The 13,369-nt window shown below is 73.4% G+C and carries 13 protein-coding genes; 10 read left to right on the forward strand and 3 right to left on the reverse strand.

What is annotated here, in order from left to right; all coding sequences use genetic code 11:
• Position 1: 1 nt before the first annotated feature.
• Positions 2-1,285: an MFS transporter gene (locus ACYU8V_RS13395; RefSeq protein ID WP_460848020.1), complete on the reverse strand. Its 1,284-nt coding sequence runs from the start codon at positions 1,283-1,285 to the stop codon at positions 2-4.
• Positions 1,282-2,589, reverse strand: a complete 1,308-nt coding sequence (locus ACYU8V_RS13400) for an MFS transporter (RefSeq protein WP_460848021.1) — start codon at positions 2,587-2,589, stop codon at positions 1,282-1,284. The genes ACYU8V_RS13395 and ACYU8V_RS13400 overlap by 4 nt, the downstream gene beginning before the upstream one ends.
• A 36-nt stretch (positions 2,590-2,625) precedes the next feature.
• Here ACYU8V_RS13400 and ACYU8V_RS13405 point away from each other — a divergent pair, with 36 nt between their 5' ends.
• From ACYU8V_RS13405 to ACYU8V_RS13440, 8 genes are read left to right on the forward strand one after another with little or no spacing between them, the layout of a single operon-like run.
• Complete coding sequence (locus ACYU8V_RS13405) at positions 2,626-3,630, forward strand: AMP-binding enzyme (protein WP_460848022.1); 1,005 nt, start codon at positions 2,626-2,628, stop codon at positions 3,628-3,630.
• Positions 3,627-4,577: an o-succinylbenzoate synthase gene (locus ACYU8V_RS13410; protein ID WP_460848023.1), complete on the forward strand. Its 951-nt coding sequence runs from the start codon at positions 3,627-3,629 to the stop codon at positions 4,575-4,577. Before ACYU8V_RS13405 ends, ACYU8V_RS13410 begins: the two co-directional genes overlap by 4 nt.
• Positions 4,574-6,178 carry a 2-succinyl-5-enolpyruvyl-6-hydroxy-3-cyclohexene-1-carboxylic-acid synthase gene (gene menD, locus ACYU8V_RS13415; RefSeq protein ID WP_460848024.1) on the forward strand — a complete coding sequence of 535 codons (1,605 nt, stop codon included), beginning with the start codon at positions 4,574-4,576 and terminating at the stop codon, positions 6,176-6,178. Before ACYU8V_RS13410 ends, menD begins: the two co-directional genes overlap by 4 nt.
• Before the next feature lie 5 nt (positions 6,179-6,183).
• The gene (locus ACYU8V_RS13420; protein ID WP_460848025.1) at positions 6,184-8,058 is read left to right on the forward strand and encodes a cation:proton antiporter domain-containing protein; all 1,875 of its coding nucleotides are present in this window, start codon (positions 6,184-6,186) and stop codon (positions 8,056-8,058) included.
• Positions 8,059-8,078: 20 nt separating this feature from the next.
• A complete protein-coding gene (locus ACYU8V_RS13425) occupies positions 8,079-8,753 on the forward strand; it encodes an MBL fold metallo-hydrolase (RefSeq protein WP_460848026.1) in 675 nt (224 codons plus the stop codon).
• 44 nt (positions 8,754-8,797) lie between these two features.
• Positions 8,798-9,436, forward strand: a complete 639-nt coding sequence (locus tag ACYU8V_RS13430) for a hypothetical protein (RefSeq protein WP_460848028.1) — start codon at positions 8,798-8,800, stop codon at positions 9,434-9,436.
• A complete protein-coding gene (locus ACYU8V_RS13435) occupies positions 9,433-10,122 on the forward strand; it encodes a demethylmenaquinone methyltransferase (protein ID WP_460848029.1) in 690 nt (229 codons plus the stop codon). The genes ACYU8V_RS13430 and ACYU8V_RS13435 overlap by 4 nt, the downstream gene beginning before the upstream one ends.
• A gap of 10 nt (positions 10,123-10,132) precedes the next feature.
• Positions 10,133-11,077, forward strand: coding sequence for a hypothetical protein (locus ACYU8V_RS13440; RefSeq protein WP_460848031.1), 945 nt, complete (start codon positions 10,133-10,135; stop codon positions 11,075-11,077).
• Positions 11,078-11,101: 24 nt separating this feature from the next.
• On the opposite strand, the gene ACYU8V_RS13445 is transcribed toward ACYU8V_RS13440, so the two are convergent.
• The gene (locus tag ACYU8V_RS13445; RefSeq protein ID WP_460848033.1) at positions 11,102-11,821 is read right to left on the reverse strand and encodes a TetR/AcrR family transcriptional regulator; all 720 of its coding nucleotides are present in this window, start codon (positions 11,819-11,821) and stop codon (positions 11,102-11,104) included.
• A 126-nt stretch (positions 11,822-11,947) separates the two neighbouring features.
• Between ACYU8V_RS13445 and ACYU8V_RS13450 the strand changes: the two genes are divergently transcribed.
• Positions 11,948-12,880, forward strand: a complete 933-nt coding sequence (locus ACYU8V_RS13450) for an NAD-dependent epimerase/dehydratase family protein (protein WP_460848035.1) — start codon at positions 11,948-11,950, stop codon at positions 12,878-12,880.
• Positions 12,881-13,007: 127 nt separating this feature from the next.
• Positions 13,008-13,364: an NADH-quinone oxidoreductase subunit A gene (locus ACYU8V_RS13455; protein WP_460848036.1), complete on the forward strand. Its 357-nt coding sequence runs from the start codon at positions 13,008-13,010 to the stop codon at positions 13,362-13,364.
• The last annotated feature ends 5 nt before the right edge of the window (positions 13,365-13,369 follow it).

Raw genomic sequence — 13,369 nt, forward strand, 5'->3', positions numbered from 1 at the left:
TTCAAGCAGGCTCGCCCATGCTGTCCGGTGCGAGGGCCGGGACGCCGCGCCGGAGCCGGCGCTCGGCGGCGTACGCCGTGGGGTGGATCGCGATCGCCGCGACCACGATGATGCCGGCGATCGTGAGCCAGCCGGCGGTGCCCCAGTGCATCGCCAGGAAGGTGTACGCCGCCGGCGCCCACACTGTCCCGACGGTGTAGCCGAGCTGCGAGACGCCCTGGTACTCCCCGCGCCGGTTCGGGTCGGCGAGCTCGGCCTGCAGGCCCCAGTCGCCCGCGGAGTTGAACAGCTCCGCGCCGGTCACGGTGACGTGGCCGAGCCAGACCAGGGCGATCGTCACCCAGCCGACGGTGTCGTGGGTGACCAGGATGATCGCGCAGGAGGCGACGAAGAAGAACGCACCCCGGCGCTGGGCCTTGAGCGAGTCGGCCACGTTCACGACGCCGCGCGCGGCGGCGACCTGCAGGCACACGGCCATCACCGTGTTCGTGCCGAAAAGCCAGGCCAGCAGGACGCGGGGCGCGTCGGTCTCCTCGACCAGCCACAGCGGGATCACGACGTTGAGCAGCACCTGGTGGGTGGCGAGGACACCGTCGAGGATCGCGGTGGCGACGTACGGGCGGTTCTTCAGGGCCGCTCCGCCGTCGTGGGCCTGCAGCGCCTCCTCCAGCCCGGTCTCGGTACCGCCGTCCTGCAGGGTGTGCAGGCCGGGGAGCCGCACGATCAGGGCCGCGTTGAGGATGAGGATGGCGGCGGTCGCGATCGGCACGGCGCGGATCACGGCGTTGCTGCCGGTGGCCAGCGCGATGCCGGCGAGCAGGGCGCCCAGGGTGTAGCCGACGTTGCGCGCCGCCCGGAAGTAGGCGTTGCTGCGCACCCGCTGCTCGCGCGGGAAGATCTCGAACCGGTAGGCGTTGCGCGCGGCCCGGCCCGCGACCTGCACCGACTCGAGCGCCACCGTCACGGCGATGAAGGCCGCCATCGAGTCCGCCCAGAACCAGGACGCGTAGACCAGGCACTCCAGCACGCAGGTGACCGACCAGACCTGCTTGGCACCGAAGCGGTCGCTCAGCTTCCCGAGGGGTACGGCGAGCAGGAAGCTCGCGATCCCTCCGATGGTCAGGCCGAGGCCGACCTGGGCCGCGGACAGGCCGACGATCTGGGTGAAGAAGACCGCGCTGCCGGTGAGGAACGCGCCGTCGCCGGTCGCCGACAGGATCGACTGCCACGACAGGCTCCGGACCAGCGGCGTGTCGCCGAGGAGGCGGGCGACCGGGTTCCTCACGCGGTCTCCACCGGCGCCGGCACGGCGACCGGGGCGACCCGCGGGAAGTGCTGCTCGGCGTACCTCTCGGCCATGGCGGCGCCGGCCCGGACCCCGATCGCGGCGACCACCGAGATGCCGGCGATGACCAGCCAGCCGGCCTCGGCCCAGTTCATGGCGAGGAAGGTGTAGAGCGCGGGCGCCCAGACGAAGCCGAGCTTGTTGCAGACGTTGCCGACGCCCTGGTACTCACCGCGCCGGCGCGGGTCCATCAGGTCGGCCTGGAAGGTCCAGCTCGCCGCCGAGAGGAACAGCTCCGCCCCGGTGACGGTGACGTGGCCGAGCCAGACCAGCGCGATGGTGATGAGGCCCGCGGTCGAGTGGGTCATCAGCGTGATCAGGCAGCTGACCACGAAGAAGGCGGTCGAGAAGCCGATCTTCTGGCGTGCGCTCTGGACGTCGCGGACCGTCTTGGCCATGTAGGTGGGCAGGAAGATGCAGAGCACCGTGTTGGTGCCGAACAGCCAGGCCAGCAGGACGTGGGGAGCGTCGGTGCGCTCGACCAGCCACAGCGGGATCACGATGTTGAGCAGGACCTGGTTCGTCCACAGCGTCCCGTTGAACGTGGAGGTGATCATCCAGCCGACGTTGCGGATCGCGGACGGGCCGGGGATCTTCTCGCGCGCCTCGCCGGATGCGACCCGCAGGTCGTGGGGCGCCCGCGGCATCCGGGAGATGCCGAAGGCGTTGCACAGCATCAGCGCCGCCGCGAAGAGCGGGGTGAACCGGATGACCGTCAGGCTGTCGACCGCCAGCGCCGCGCCGCCGAGCAGCGCGCCGAGGGTGAAGCCGGCGTTGAGCCAGGAGTACAGGTAGGCCTGGGTCTCCAGCCGCTCCTCGCGGGTCATCACGTCGAGGATGTAGGACTCACGGGCGACGTCGCCGAGGGCCTCGAAGACACCGAACACGGCACCGACGGCGATGTAGGCACCGAAGGAGTGGACGAACGGGAGCGCGGCGAACGCGGCCGTACGGCCCACCGCGGAGAGGACCCACATCCGCTTGGGACCGAGCCGATCGACGACCCTCCCCATCGGGTACGCCGCCAGGAAGCCGACCAGCATGGTGAGCGTGATGCCCAGGCCGGCCTGGGCCGCCGACATCCCGACCACCTTGGTCAGGAACACCGCGCTGCCCGTGTTGAACGTGCCCTCGCCGACGGAGAACAGCAACGACTGCGTGGCGAGGCGGCGGGCGAGTGGGGTCGGCGGGATCAGGCGCTGCCAGAAGCCTCGCCGCGAGCCCTGCCCCGAGTCGGGCGGCATGCCCGCATTCTGTCCCGTGCCGCTAGCGTCTGTCGCATGCATTTCCTGCGACCCGACAACGATTTCGACACGGTTGTCGCGTCGCTGCGGTCGTGGCTGGACGGCGACGGCTCACAGCGGCTCCTGGTGGAGACCTCCGGCTCGAGCGGTACGCCGAAGCGGGTCGTCCTCGCGCGCTCGGCCGTGCTCGCGTCGGTCGCCGCGTCGGCCACGCGGCTGGGGGCGACCGGTCCATGGGTGCTCGCGCTGCCGTCGACGTACGTCGCGGGGGTGCAGGTGCTGGTCCGGTCACTGGTGGCCGGGCACCAGCCGATGCTGCTCGAGCGGTCCGGCTGGCCGGCGGGGGAGGGCTGGTTCACCTCGCTGGTGCCGACCCAGCTGGTGCGGATGCTCGCCTCGCCCGACGACGCGGCCGCGCTCGCGCGTGCCCACACGGTGCTGCTCGGCGGCGGGCCCATCGATCCCTCGCTCCGGGCCGCCTCCGCGGAGGCGGGGGTCCGCATCGTGGCGACGTACGGCGCAGCGGAGACCGCCGGTGGGTGCGTGTACGACGGCCTGCCGCTCGACGGTGTCGCCGTGGCGCTGGGCCAGGGCGGCCGGATCCGGATCGCGGGGCCCACCCTGTTCGAGGGGTACGACGGCGCGCCGGAGCTGACCGCCGAGACGCTGGTCGACGGGTGGTACCTCACCTCCGACGCCGGCCGCCTCGACGAGGACGGCCTGCTGCGGGTGACCGGTCGGATCGACGACGTGATCGTGAGCGGCGGGGTCAACATCCCCGGCCCGGCCGTGGCGGCCCGGCTGCGGGCGCATCCGGGGGTGCAGGCGGCCGAGGTGCTCGGCGTACCGGATGAGGAGTGGGGGAACCGGGTGGTGGCGTTCGTGGCGACCGACCGCTCGCCCTCGCTCGACGACGTCCGGGACTGGGTGGCCTCGGAGCTGCCGCGTGCGTGGGCGCCGCGCCAGCTCGTCGTGCTGCCCGAGCTGCCGCTGCTGCCCAACGGCAAGGTGGACCGGATGGCACTCAAGGAGCGGGCGTGAGGGTGCTGTCGATCCCGATGCGGACGCGCTTCCGGGGGATCACCGTCCGGGAGGTGGCGCTGGTCGAGGGGCCGGCGGGATGGGGCGAGTGGAGCCCGTTCCTGGAGTACCCCGCCGACGTCGCCGAGCCCTGGCTGCGGTGTGCGGAGGAGGCGGCGCGCGGCGACTGGCCGGCAGCGGTGCGCTCCGCCGTGCCGGTCAACGTGACGGTGCCCGCGGTGGGGCCGGAGCGGGCGCAGGAGATCGTGCGTGCCGGCGGCTGCCGGACCGCGAAGGTGAAGGTCGCCGAGCCCGGACAGACCCTGGCCGACGACGAGGCGCGCGTCGCGGCGGTGCGCGACGCCCTCGGCCCCGGCGGGCTGGTGCGGGTCGACGCCAACGGCGGCTGGTCGGTGGAGGAGGCCGTCGCGGCGCTGGCGGTGCTGGACCGGGCCGCCGGCGGCCTGGAGTACGCCGAGCAGCCGGTCGCCTCCGTCGAGGATCTCGCCCTCGTCCGCCGCCGGGTGGCGGTCCCGATCGCGGCCGACGAGTCGATCCGGCGGGCCTCCGATCCGTATCTGGTCCGGGACCTGGAGGCCGCGGACATCGCGGTGCTGAAGGTGCAGCCGCTCGGCGGCGTACGGGCCTGCCTGGAGATCGCCGAGCGGATCGGCCTCCCGGTCGTGGTGTCCTCCGCGCTGGAGACGTCGGTCGGCATCGCGGCGGGCGTCGCGCTCGCCGCCGCCCTGCCCGAGCTGCCGCACGCCTGCGGGCTCGCGACCGTGCAGCTGCTCACCGACGACGTCGCCGTGACGTCGCTGCTGCCGGTCGACGGCGCGCTGCCCGTCGGAGCGCCGGCGGTGGACGACGCCGCGCTCGCGCGGCTGGCCGCTCCCGCCGACCGCGTCGCCCACTGGGAGGCCCGGCTCGCGGAGGTCCGCGCGCTGCGGGAGGATCGGCGCTCGTGAGCACCCCCTCCGTGGACTCCGTCGATCTCGCGGCCGCCGTCGTCGACCGGCTCGTCGCGGCCGGGGTCACCGAGGTCGTGCTGTCGCCCGGTTCGCGCAACGCCCCGCTGGCCTACGCCGCCTGGTCGGCCGAGCGCGCCGGCCGCCTGCGCCTCCACGTGCGCATCGACGAGCGGTCCGCGGGCTTCCTCGCGCTCGGGCTCTCGAAGGTCGGTGCCCGCGCGGCGGTGGTCTGCACCTCCGGAACGGCCGTCGCGAACCTGCACCCGGCCGCCCTCGAGGCCGCCCACTCCGGGGTGCCGCTGGTCCTCCTCACCGCCGACCGCCCCGCCCGGCTGCGCGCCACGGGCGCCAACCAGACCACCGACCAGGTCGGCATCTTCGGCGGCTTCGTGCCGGCGTACGACGTCGCGACGCTCGCCGACCTCCCCGACCTGGCCGTCGACGGACCGCTGCACCTCAACCTGCAGCTCGACGCCCCTCTCACGCCGGCCTCCCTGCCCGTCGTACCTGACCAACGCGTTGGATCCGCGGCGGAAATCCAACGCGCTGGTCAGGTACGACGAACCCCCCTGCCCCGCGGCCCCCACACCGTCGTCGTGGCGGGCGACGACTCCGGTGCCCAGGCCCGCTGGCTGGCCCGGTCCGCGGGCTGGCCGCTGATCGCCGAGCCGACCAGCGGCTCGCGCACCGGCGACGGCGCGCTGCGCTGCGGCCGGCTGCTGCTCACCACCGACCTCGCCGACCGGGTGGAGCGGGTCGTCGTCTTCGGCCGCCCCAACCTCTCCCGGCCGGTCACCCGGCTCATCGAGCGGGCCGACGTCGAGACGATCGTGGTGCCGGCCCCGGGGGTGTGGCCGCTCCTGCCTGCCGGCAGGCAGGCGGGCGAGCCGGTGTGGCCCGAGGACGCCCCGGACGACCCCGCGTGGCTCCAGGAGTGGCACGAGCGCGACCGCGACCTCGGCCGCCGCATCGACCGGCTGCTGGCCGAGCAGCCCGCGCTCACGCCGTACGACGTCGCCGGGGCCGTCTCCCGGGCCCTCCCGGCCGGCGGCCTGCTCGTGGTCGGCGCGTCCAACCCGATCCGCGACCTCGACCTGATGCACCGGCCGCCTCCGGTCGGCGAGCACCGGATGCTCATCGCCAACCGCGGCCTCGCCGGGATCGACGGCACCGTCAGCACCGCGATCGGCGCGACGCTGGGCCGGCCCCGCACCACTCGCGCCTTCGCGCTGATGGGCGACCTGACCTTCCTGCACGACGCCAACGGCCTGTTGATCGGGCCGGACGAGCCGCGCCCGGACCTGACCATCGTGGTCCCCAACGACGACGGCGGCTCGATCTTCGCCACCCTCGAGCAGGGCGACCCCGACCTGGCACCCGCGTTCGAGCGGGTCTTCGGAACCCCGCACCGCACCGATCTCGCCGGCCTGTGCGCCGCCCACCGCGTGCCCCACCTGCGCGTCACCTCGAGGCCCGAGCTGGAGCAGGCCCTCGCGACGCCCAACGGCGGCATCGAGGTCGTCGAGGCCGTCGTCGGCCGCCAGGACCGCCGCGCGCTGGACGCCGCCATCCGCGCGCTCGCCCACCAGGGAGGATGAGCGGCATGGAGATCGCCCTCCTCCTCGTCGCCCTGGCAGCGACGGTCCTCGTCGTCACCGCCCTGTCCGAGAAGTACGACGCCCCCGCGCCGCTCGTGCTGATCGTGGTGGGCGTCGCGGCGTCGTACGTCCCGGGGGTGCCGACGATCCATCTCGAGCCGGACGTGGTGCTGCTCGGGCTGCTGCCACCGCTGCTCTACAGCGCCGCGCTCAACACCTCGCTGGTCGACTTCAACGCCAACCGCCGCTCCATCCTGCTGCTCTCGGTCGGTCTGGTGGCCGCCTCGACGGTCGTGGTCGCGGCGGTCGTCCGCCTGGTGCTGCCGGAGATCCACTGGCCGCTCGCGTTCGCGATCGGGGCGGTCGTGGCGCCGCCGGACGCGGTCGCGGCCACGGCGATCGGCCGTCGGATCGGGCTCCCTCGTCGTGTGGTCACCATCCTCGAGGGCGAGTCGCTGTTCAACGACGCGTCGGCGCTGGTCGCGCTCCGCACCGCCATCGCCGCGCTCGGCGCCACGGTCAGCGCCTGGAAGATCGGCTGGGACTTCGTGGTCGCCGCGGGCGGGGGCGCGCTGCTCGGCTTCGTGACCTTCCTCGTCGTCGGCTTCGTACGCCGCAAGATCGGCGACCCCCTGCTCGACACCGCGCTGTCGTTCGTGGTGCCGTTCGCGGCGTACCTCGCCGCCGAGGAGATCCATGCCTCCGGCGTGGTGGCCGTCGTCGTGGCCGGCCTGCTGCTCGGCCACAAGGCGCCGCTGCTGCAGACCGCCCAGTCCCGGGTCGCGGAGCGGATCAACTGGCGCACGATCGCGTTCGTGCTCGAGCACACGGTGTTCCTCCTGATCGGCCTGCAGACCAAGTGGCTGATCGACGAGGTGCGGGCGAGCAGCACCCCGGTCCGCTCGATCCTGGAGGTCTGCCTCGCGGTGCTGGTCACCGTCGTGGTGGTTCGGATGGGCTGGGTGCTGATGGCCCGGATGCTGCTGATCCGGCCCGGCCCGGACCCGGTGACCGGCCACGTGTCGGACTGGCGCGACTCGTTCCTGATCGGCTGGGCGGGCATGCGCGGGGTGGTCACGCTCGCCGCCGCGTTCATCGTGCCGGTCGACACCCCGCACCGCGAGATCCTGCTGCTGGCCGCCTTCACCGTGGTCGCCGGCACGCTGCTGGGCCAGGGGCTGACGCTGCCGATGGTCGCCAAGCGGCTGCAGGTCGCCGGTCCCGACCCGATGGACGACGCCCTCGCCCGCGCGACCCTCCTCCAGCAGGCGGCGAAGGCGGGCTTCTGCCGGCTGGACGCGCTCGCGGAGGAGGACGCCGAGGACACCCACGGCGTACGGGATGTGATCACCCAGCGCATCGAGCAGCGCAACTTCGCCGCCTGGGAGCGGCTTGGCACCACCGAGGGCATCGAGAGCCCGAGCGACCGCTACTCGCGCTGGCGCACCGAGATGATCGAGGCCGAGCGGGCGCGCGTCCTCGAGATCCGCTCGACCGGCACGGTCCCGTCCGAGGTCGTCAGCGAGGTGCTGGCGATGCTCGACATCGAGGAGTCGATGCTGGACGCCGCCGAGTCGGAGCGTGCCGAGATCCGCACCGCCGGGGCGCGGGCCAACCGGGACGGCTGCGACCACCTCGCCAGCACCCCGCTGCGCGAGCTCCCGGCCGGCACCCCCATGGTCTGCCCCGAGTGCATCGAGGCCGGCTCGCAGTGGGTGGCGCTGCGGATGTGCCTGACCTGCGGCCACGTCGGCTGCTGCGACTCCAGCCCGCTGCGGCACGCGACGGCGCACTTCCGCTCCACCGGCCACGCCGTGATGCGATCGGTCGAGCCGGGCGAGGACTGGCGCTGGTGCTTCGTCCACCACCTCACGGGGTAGGTCGCGCTAGCGTCGGCAGCATGCGTCTGACCAAGCACGCCCACGCCTGCATCCGCCTCGAGCACGCTGGTACGACGATCGTCGTCGACCCGGGCATGTTCTGCACCCCCGCCGACGTGGCCGGCGCCGACGCGGTGCTGATCACCCACGACCACCCCGATCACTGCCAGCCCGACCTGCTGGTCGGGTCGGACGCGCCGATCTACACCGTCCAGGCCGTCGCCGACGACCTCCGCGGCCAGTCGCCGGAGGTGGCCGAGCGGGTCACGGTCATCACCCCGGACCTGTCCTGGGAGATCGGGCCGATCGGCGTCACGGCGGTCGGCGAGCTGCACGCCGTCATCCACGAGGACCTCCCGCGGGTCCACAACAGCGGCTACCTGCTCACCCTCGGCGACAGCGTCGTCTACCACCCGGGCGACGCGCTCACCGTGCCCGAGGAGAGGCACCACCGGCACCACGACCGGCCGCGCGTCGACGTACTGCTCACGCCGGTGTCGGCGCCATGGATGAAGATCAGCGAGGGCATCGACTTCGCCCGGGCCGTGGGCGCGCGCCGCAACGTCGCGATCCACGACCGCGTCTACTCCGACGTGGGCCTCGCCATCGCCGACGGCCACTTCGGGCGGCTGCTCGGCGCCAACGGCCAGGACTACGTCCGGCTGGGTGACGGCCAGGACCTTCCCGAGGGCTGACCCCGTACGCCGCCGCCGGGACCCCGCGCGGCATGATGGGCCCCATGCGGATCACGCGCGCGACCATCGTCGGGATCATCGGCGGCATCCTGGTGCTCGGCGGCCTCGTGGGCTTCGCCGTCGGCCTGCCCAAGGCCGAGGCCCTGCCCAAGCTCCCGGACACGCTCGGGGCCCAGGTGTTCGGCCTGTCGACGCTCACCTCCGAGGAGGTGACCGGTGCCCTCGGCGCCCAGGCGGCCACGGGCACCGACTTCGACCAGCTGCGCGCCACGACGGTCACCTCGGACAAGAAGACCGAGCAGCAGCTCACCGACCTGTACGGCGATGCCCGCTACCGCACCTACATCGACCTCGGCCACCAGGACCGGCTGCAGCCGGGCAGCGGCCCGATCTCGATCGGCGTGAGCGTGGTGGCGACCTCGCCCGGCCTGGTGTTCCCGCAGGGCCCGACCGCGATCGACAACGGTGCCGGCCACTACGCGATGCGCGTGATCGACGGCTACCAGTGCGCCGGCGTCTACCAGGACGCGCAGGCGGCCACCTCGACGTCCGCCGCGTCGCCGGAGATGTACGGCACCTCCGAGTGCCGCACCGAGCACGACGGCTACACCTACGACGTCTACGCCAGCTCGACCTCGATGGACGAGGCGGCGGCGTACCTGACGGCCGCGATCGACGGATGACCCGCGCCGAGCTGGACAAGCAGCCCGCCGACGTACGGCGGATGTTCGACGCGGTCGCCCGCCGCTACGACATCACCAACGACGTGCTGTCCTTCGGCCAGGACCGGCGCTGGCGCCGCGAGGTGCTCGCGGCGGTCGACCCGTCGTACGGCGACCGGGTCCTCGACCTCGCCGCCGGCACCGGTACGTCGAGCCAGCCCTTCGCCGACGCGGGCGCGACCGTGATCCCGTGCGACTTCTCGGTCGGCATGCTCCGGGTCGGCAAGCAGCAGCTCCCCGCACTCCCGTTCACCGCCGGCGACGGCACCCGGCTGCCGTTCAAGGACGCCACCTTCGACGCGGTGACCATCTCCTTCGGGCTGCGCAACATCGTCGACCCGGTCGCCGGCCTCGCCGAGATGCGCCGGGTCACCCGGCCCGGCGGCCGGCTGGTCGTGTGCGAGTTCAGCCACCCGACCTTCCAGCCCTGGCGCACGGTCTACATGGAGTACCTGATGAAGGCGCTCCCCGCCGTCGCCCGGACGGTCTCCTCGTCCCCGGACGCCTACGTCTACCTGGCCGAGTCGATCCGCGCCTGGCCCGACCAGCAGGGCCTCGCGGACCTCATCGCCACCGCCGGCTGGACCGCGCCGGAGTGGAAGAACCTCTCGGGCGGCATCGTCGCCCTGCACCGCGCGACCGCCTGAGCGCCGCGACGTGCGCGTCGAGTGGACGGTCACGCCGGGCGAGCAGCGCCGCTACCTGCGGGCGGTGTTCGCGAGCTCGCTGGTCAAGCTCGCCCTCCTCGCCGTGATCGGTGCCCTCGTCGGCGCGCTCAGCTCGGGCGACGGGATCGATTGGCCGGCCACCCTCATCGTCGTCGGCATCATGCTGGTGGTCGTCGGTCCGCTCAGCTATGGGCTCAGCCGCCGCTCCGTCGCCCGCAACTATCCGGTGGGCTCGACCGCGAGCGTGGAGGTCGACGGCGCCGACATCCGGGTCACGGCGGCGGCCGGGATCACCGAGGCGCCCCTGGCCCGCTGGCAGGACCCGGTGGTCCGTGGAGGCGGCGTCCGGGTCAAGGACAGCCTCAGCGGGCGGCGGTGCTGGTTCCCGCGGGCCCTCTTCCCGGATCCGGTCGTCGCCCTGCTCGGCACCGACGGGGATGCGACCGCCCCCCGGCTGCCCCCGCTGCTGGACCCGGCTGCGCCGGGACGACGCACGTGGACGGCGACGCGCGAGGCCCGCACACGGCTGGTGCGGGACCGGGCCCGGGTCCTGGTGCTGCGCCCCTCGGCGCTGCTCCTGTGGCTGCTCGCCGTGTGCGTCCTCCTCGTGCTGCCGCTTGTCGACGGTGATGGGCCGAACCTGCTGGGCTACGTGCTCGTCGCCGTCATCGTGGCGGGCGTGGCCTTCCAGCTCAGGGCCGTGGCGGCTGTGACCCGCCGCCAGTACCCCGACGGGTTCGTCGCGGCCTCCAGCTACGCCGGTGGGCGGCTCGCGGTCACGACGGCGGCAGGAACGACCGAGTACGTCGTCGCCGAGCTGATGCGTCCGCAGGTCGTCGGCTCCGTGTTCAGCGCGCGCGTGGGACGGGCCTACCTGACCCTGCCGGCCGCCCTCGTGCCCCCCGAGCTCCTGGCCGGCAGCCCGGCCCGCTGAGCGCCGGCGCTTCGCCCGGGATCCTCACGAGCGGGGCCGGGGAGCCCTCGCGGCCGGGAGCCCGAGGTCGTCGGCGACCGCGGCCAGGTGCAGCTCGAAGAGGGCCTCGGGATCGCCCAGCCCGTCCGGGCCGTACTGGCCGAACACCTCGAAGCTGACGGCGCCGAACAGCCCGGTCCAGGCGAGGACCGCCCGGACGAGGACGGCCTGGGGAAGGTCCAGCTCGAACTGGCTGCGGATGCCGGCCAGGCCCGCCGCGAGGCCGGGGCCGACCCGCAGCCGCGGCGGCGATTCCAGCCGGCCGGCGGCGTGCGCCTCGGCCAGGATCTCCAGCAGCGTGCGGGCCACCCGGGTACCCGGGCCGGTGGTGCGCTCCTCGGGTGCCGCGTAGCCCGGCACCGGTCCGCCGTAGAGCAGGGCGTACGTCGCCGGCTCGGCCAGCGCCCAGCCGCGCACGGCCCGTCCGGCGGCCAGGAACCGCTCCCGGTGGCGGCCGGCCGGCGCGGCGGCAACCGCTGCGTCGACGGCGTCACCGAGCTCGTCGTACCCCTCGACGACGAGGAGGGTGATCAGCTCGTCGCGGCTCCTGACGTAGCGGTAGACCGCAGAGGAGACGACGCCCAGGTCGCGGGCGACGGCACGGAGCGAGAGCGCGGCGGCGCCGTGCTCGGCGAGGTGGCGCCGGCCGATCTCGACGATCTCGCGCATCGTCTGGGTGCGGGCGCGCTCACGCGGTGTGGTCATGGGCCCACTCTACAGATCGCCAGCAGCAAAAGAGAGCGGTGCTCTTGCTTTCTGGTCGCTCCCATGACAGAGTCGCAAACAGAGAGCGGTGCTCTCGATCTACCCATCAGCCAGAAGGAGAACCCCATGTCCCTCCACGTCGTCACCGGTGCCGGTCCCGTCGGCAGCACCATCGCCCTCCAGCTCGCCGAGGCGGGCGAGCAGGTGCGCGTCCTGACCCGCTCGGGAAGCGGTCCCGACCACCCGCTCATCGAGCGACGCTCCGTCGACGCCTCGCGACCCGAGCTCCTCGACGAGGCGTTCGCCGGCGCGATCGCCGTGCACCACTGCATCCACGGATCGGCGTACGCCGCCGCCACCTGGCGTGCCGAGCTCCCGGCCGCCGAGCGCGCGGTCCTCGAGGCCGCCGGCCGCGTCGGCGCCGTCGTGGTCTTCCCGGAGAGCCTGTACGCCTACGGCCGGGTGACGGCGCCGATGACCGAGGACTCGCCGCGGAACGCGGACTTCGGCAAGCCGGCCGTGCGCGTCGAGCTGCTGGCCGCGCGTGCCGCGTCGGAGACGCCGAACGTCAGCGTCGCGGCCTCCGACTTCTTCGGCCCGCTGGTGCGCAACGCCCACGCCGGGGAGCGGTTGGTGCCCACCGTGCTGGCGGGCCGCACGATGCGGGTCATCGGCAGCCTCGACCAGCCGCACTCCTGGACCTATGTGCCCGACCTCGCGGCCGCGATGATCCGCGCCGCCGCCACCCCTGCGGTGCACGGCTCGGTCCTCCACGCGCCCACGTCGGCGCCCCTGACCCAGCGCGAGCTGATCGCCGCCGTGGCCGCGACCGCCGGGGTCGAGGCTCCGAAGATGGGCGTCCTGCCGTCCCCGCTGCTGCGCGCGGTCGCGCTGGTGCACGCTGGCACCCGCGAGCTCACCGAGATGTCCTACCAGTTCGAGCGTCCGTTCGTGCTCGACTCCTCGCGCACCGAGGCCCTCCTCGGCCTGGCGCCGACGCCCCTGGAGGTCGCGCTGAAGTCGACCGTCGACTGGTGGCGCACGCAGGCCGCCAGCTGACGGGGGACCGTCCGGCGGGGTCCGCGGCGCGTCGACCCGACCCCCTGTCGGATGTCGCGGGGGGAGTGGCAATATGTGTGCCACACCACTAGTGATCTGATTCACAAGATCACAGAGGGAGGGCCCCATGCAGCTGTACGTGCCGATCCTGGTGCTGGCCGGCATCGCCACCGCGTTCGCGGTCGGCTCGGTCGCCATGAGTGCGTTCGTGGGGCCTCGGCGGTACAACCGCGCGAAGGCCGACGCCTACGAGTGCGGCATCGAGCCGACCCCGCAGGCGCTGGCGGGCCGGTTCCCGATCAAGTACTACATCACCGCGATGCTCTTCATCGTCTTCGACATCGAGATCGTCTTCCTCTACCCGTGGGCCGTGAACTTCGACGCCATGCACTGGTTCGGACTGCTCGAGATGGTGCTGTTCATCGCCACCGTGTTCGTCGCCTACGCCTACGTATGGCGTCGTGGCGGGCTGGACTGGGACTGAGGGAG

The sequence above is a fragment of the Nocardioides ultimimeridianus genome (assembly GCF_054777895.1).

Excerpts from the sequence above, each read along its gene's own strand:
- ACYU8V_RS13400 (WP_460848021.1), bottom strand. The coding sequence starts at position 2,589 with ATGCCGCCCGACTCGGGGCAGGGCTCGCGGCGAGGCTTCTGGCAGCGC.
- ACYU8V_RS13455 (WP_460848036.1), top strand. The coding sequence starts at position 13,008 with ATGCAGCTGTACGTGCCGATCCTGGTGCTGGCCGGCATCGCCACCGCG.
- ACYU8V_RS13405 (WP_460848022.1), top strand. The coding sequence starts at position 2,626 with ATGCATTTCCTGCGACCCGACAACGATTTCGACACGGTTGTCGCGTCG.
- ACYU8V_RS13435 (WP_460848029.1), top strand. The coding sequence starts at position 9,433 with ATGACCCGCGCCGAGCTGGACAAGCAGCCCGCCGACGTACGGCGGATG.
- ACYU8V_RS13425 (WP_460848026.1), top strand. The coding sequence starts at position 8,079 with ATGCGTCTGACCAAGCACGCCCACGCCTGCATCCGCCTCGAGCACGCT.
- ACYU8V_RS13430 (WP_460848028.1), top strand. The coding sequence starts at position 8,798 with ATGCGGATCACGCGCGCGACCATCGTCGGGATCATCGGCGGCATCCTG.
- ACYU8V_RS13420 (WP_460848025.1), top strand. The coding sequence starts at position 6,184 with ATGGAGATCGCCCTCCTCCTCGTCGCCCTGGCAGCGACGGTCCTCGTC.
- ACYU8V_RS13445 (WP_460848033.1), bottom strand. The coding sequence starts at position 11,821 with ATGACCACACCGCGTGAGCGCGCCCGCACCCAGACGATGCGCGAGATC.
- ACYU8V_RS13450 (WP_460848035.1), top strand. The coding sequence starts at position 11,948 with ATGTCCCTCCACGTCGTCACCGGTGCCGGTCCCGTCGGCAGCACCATC.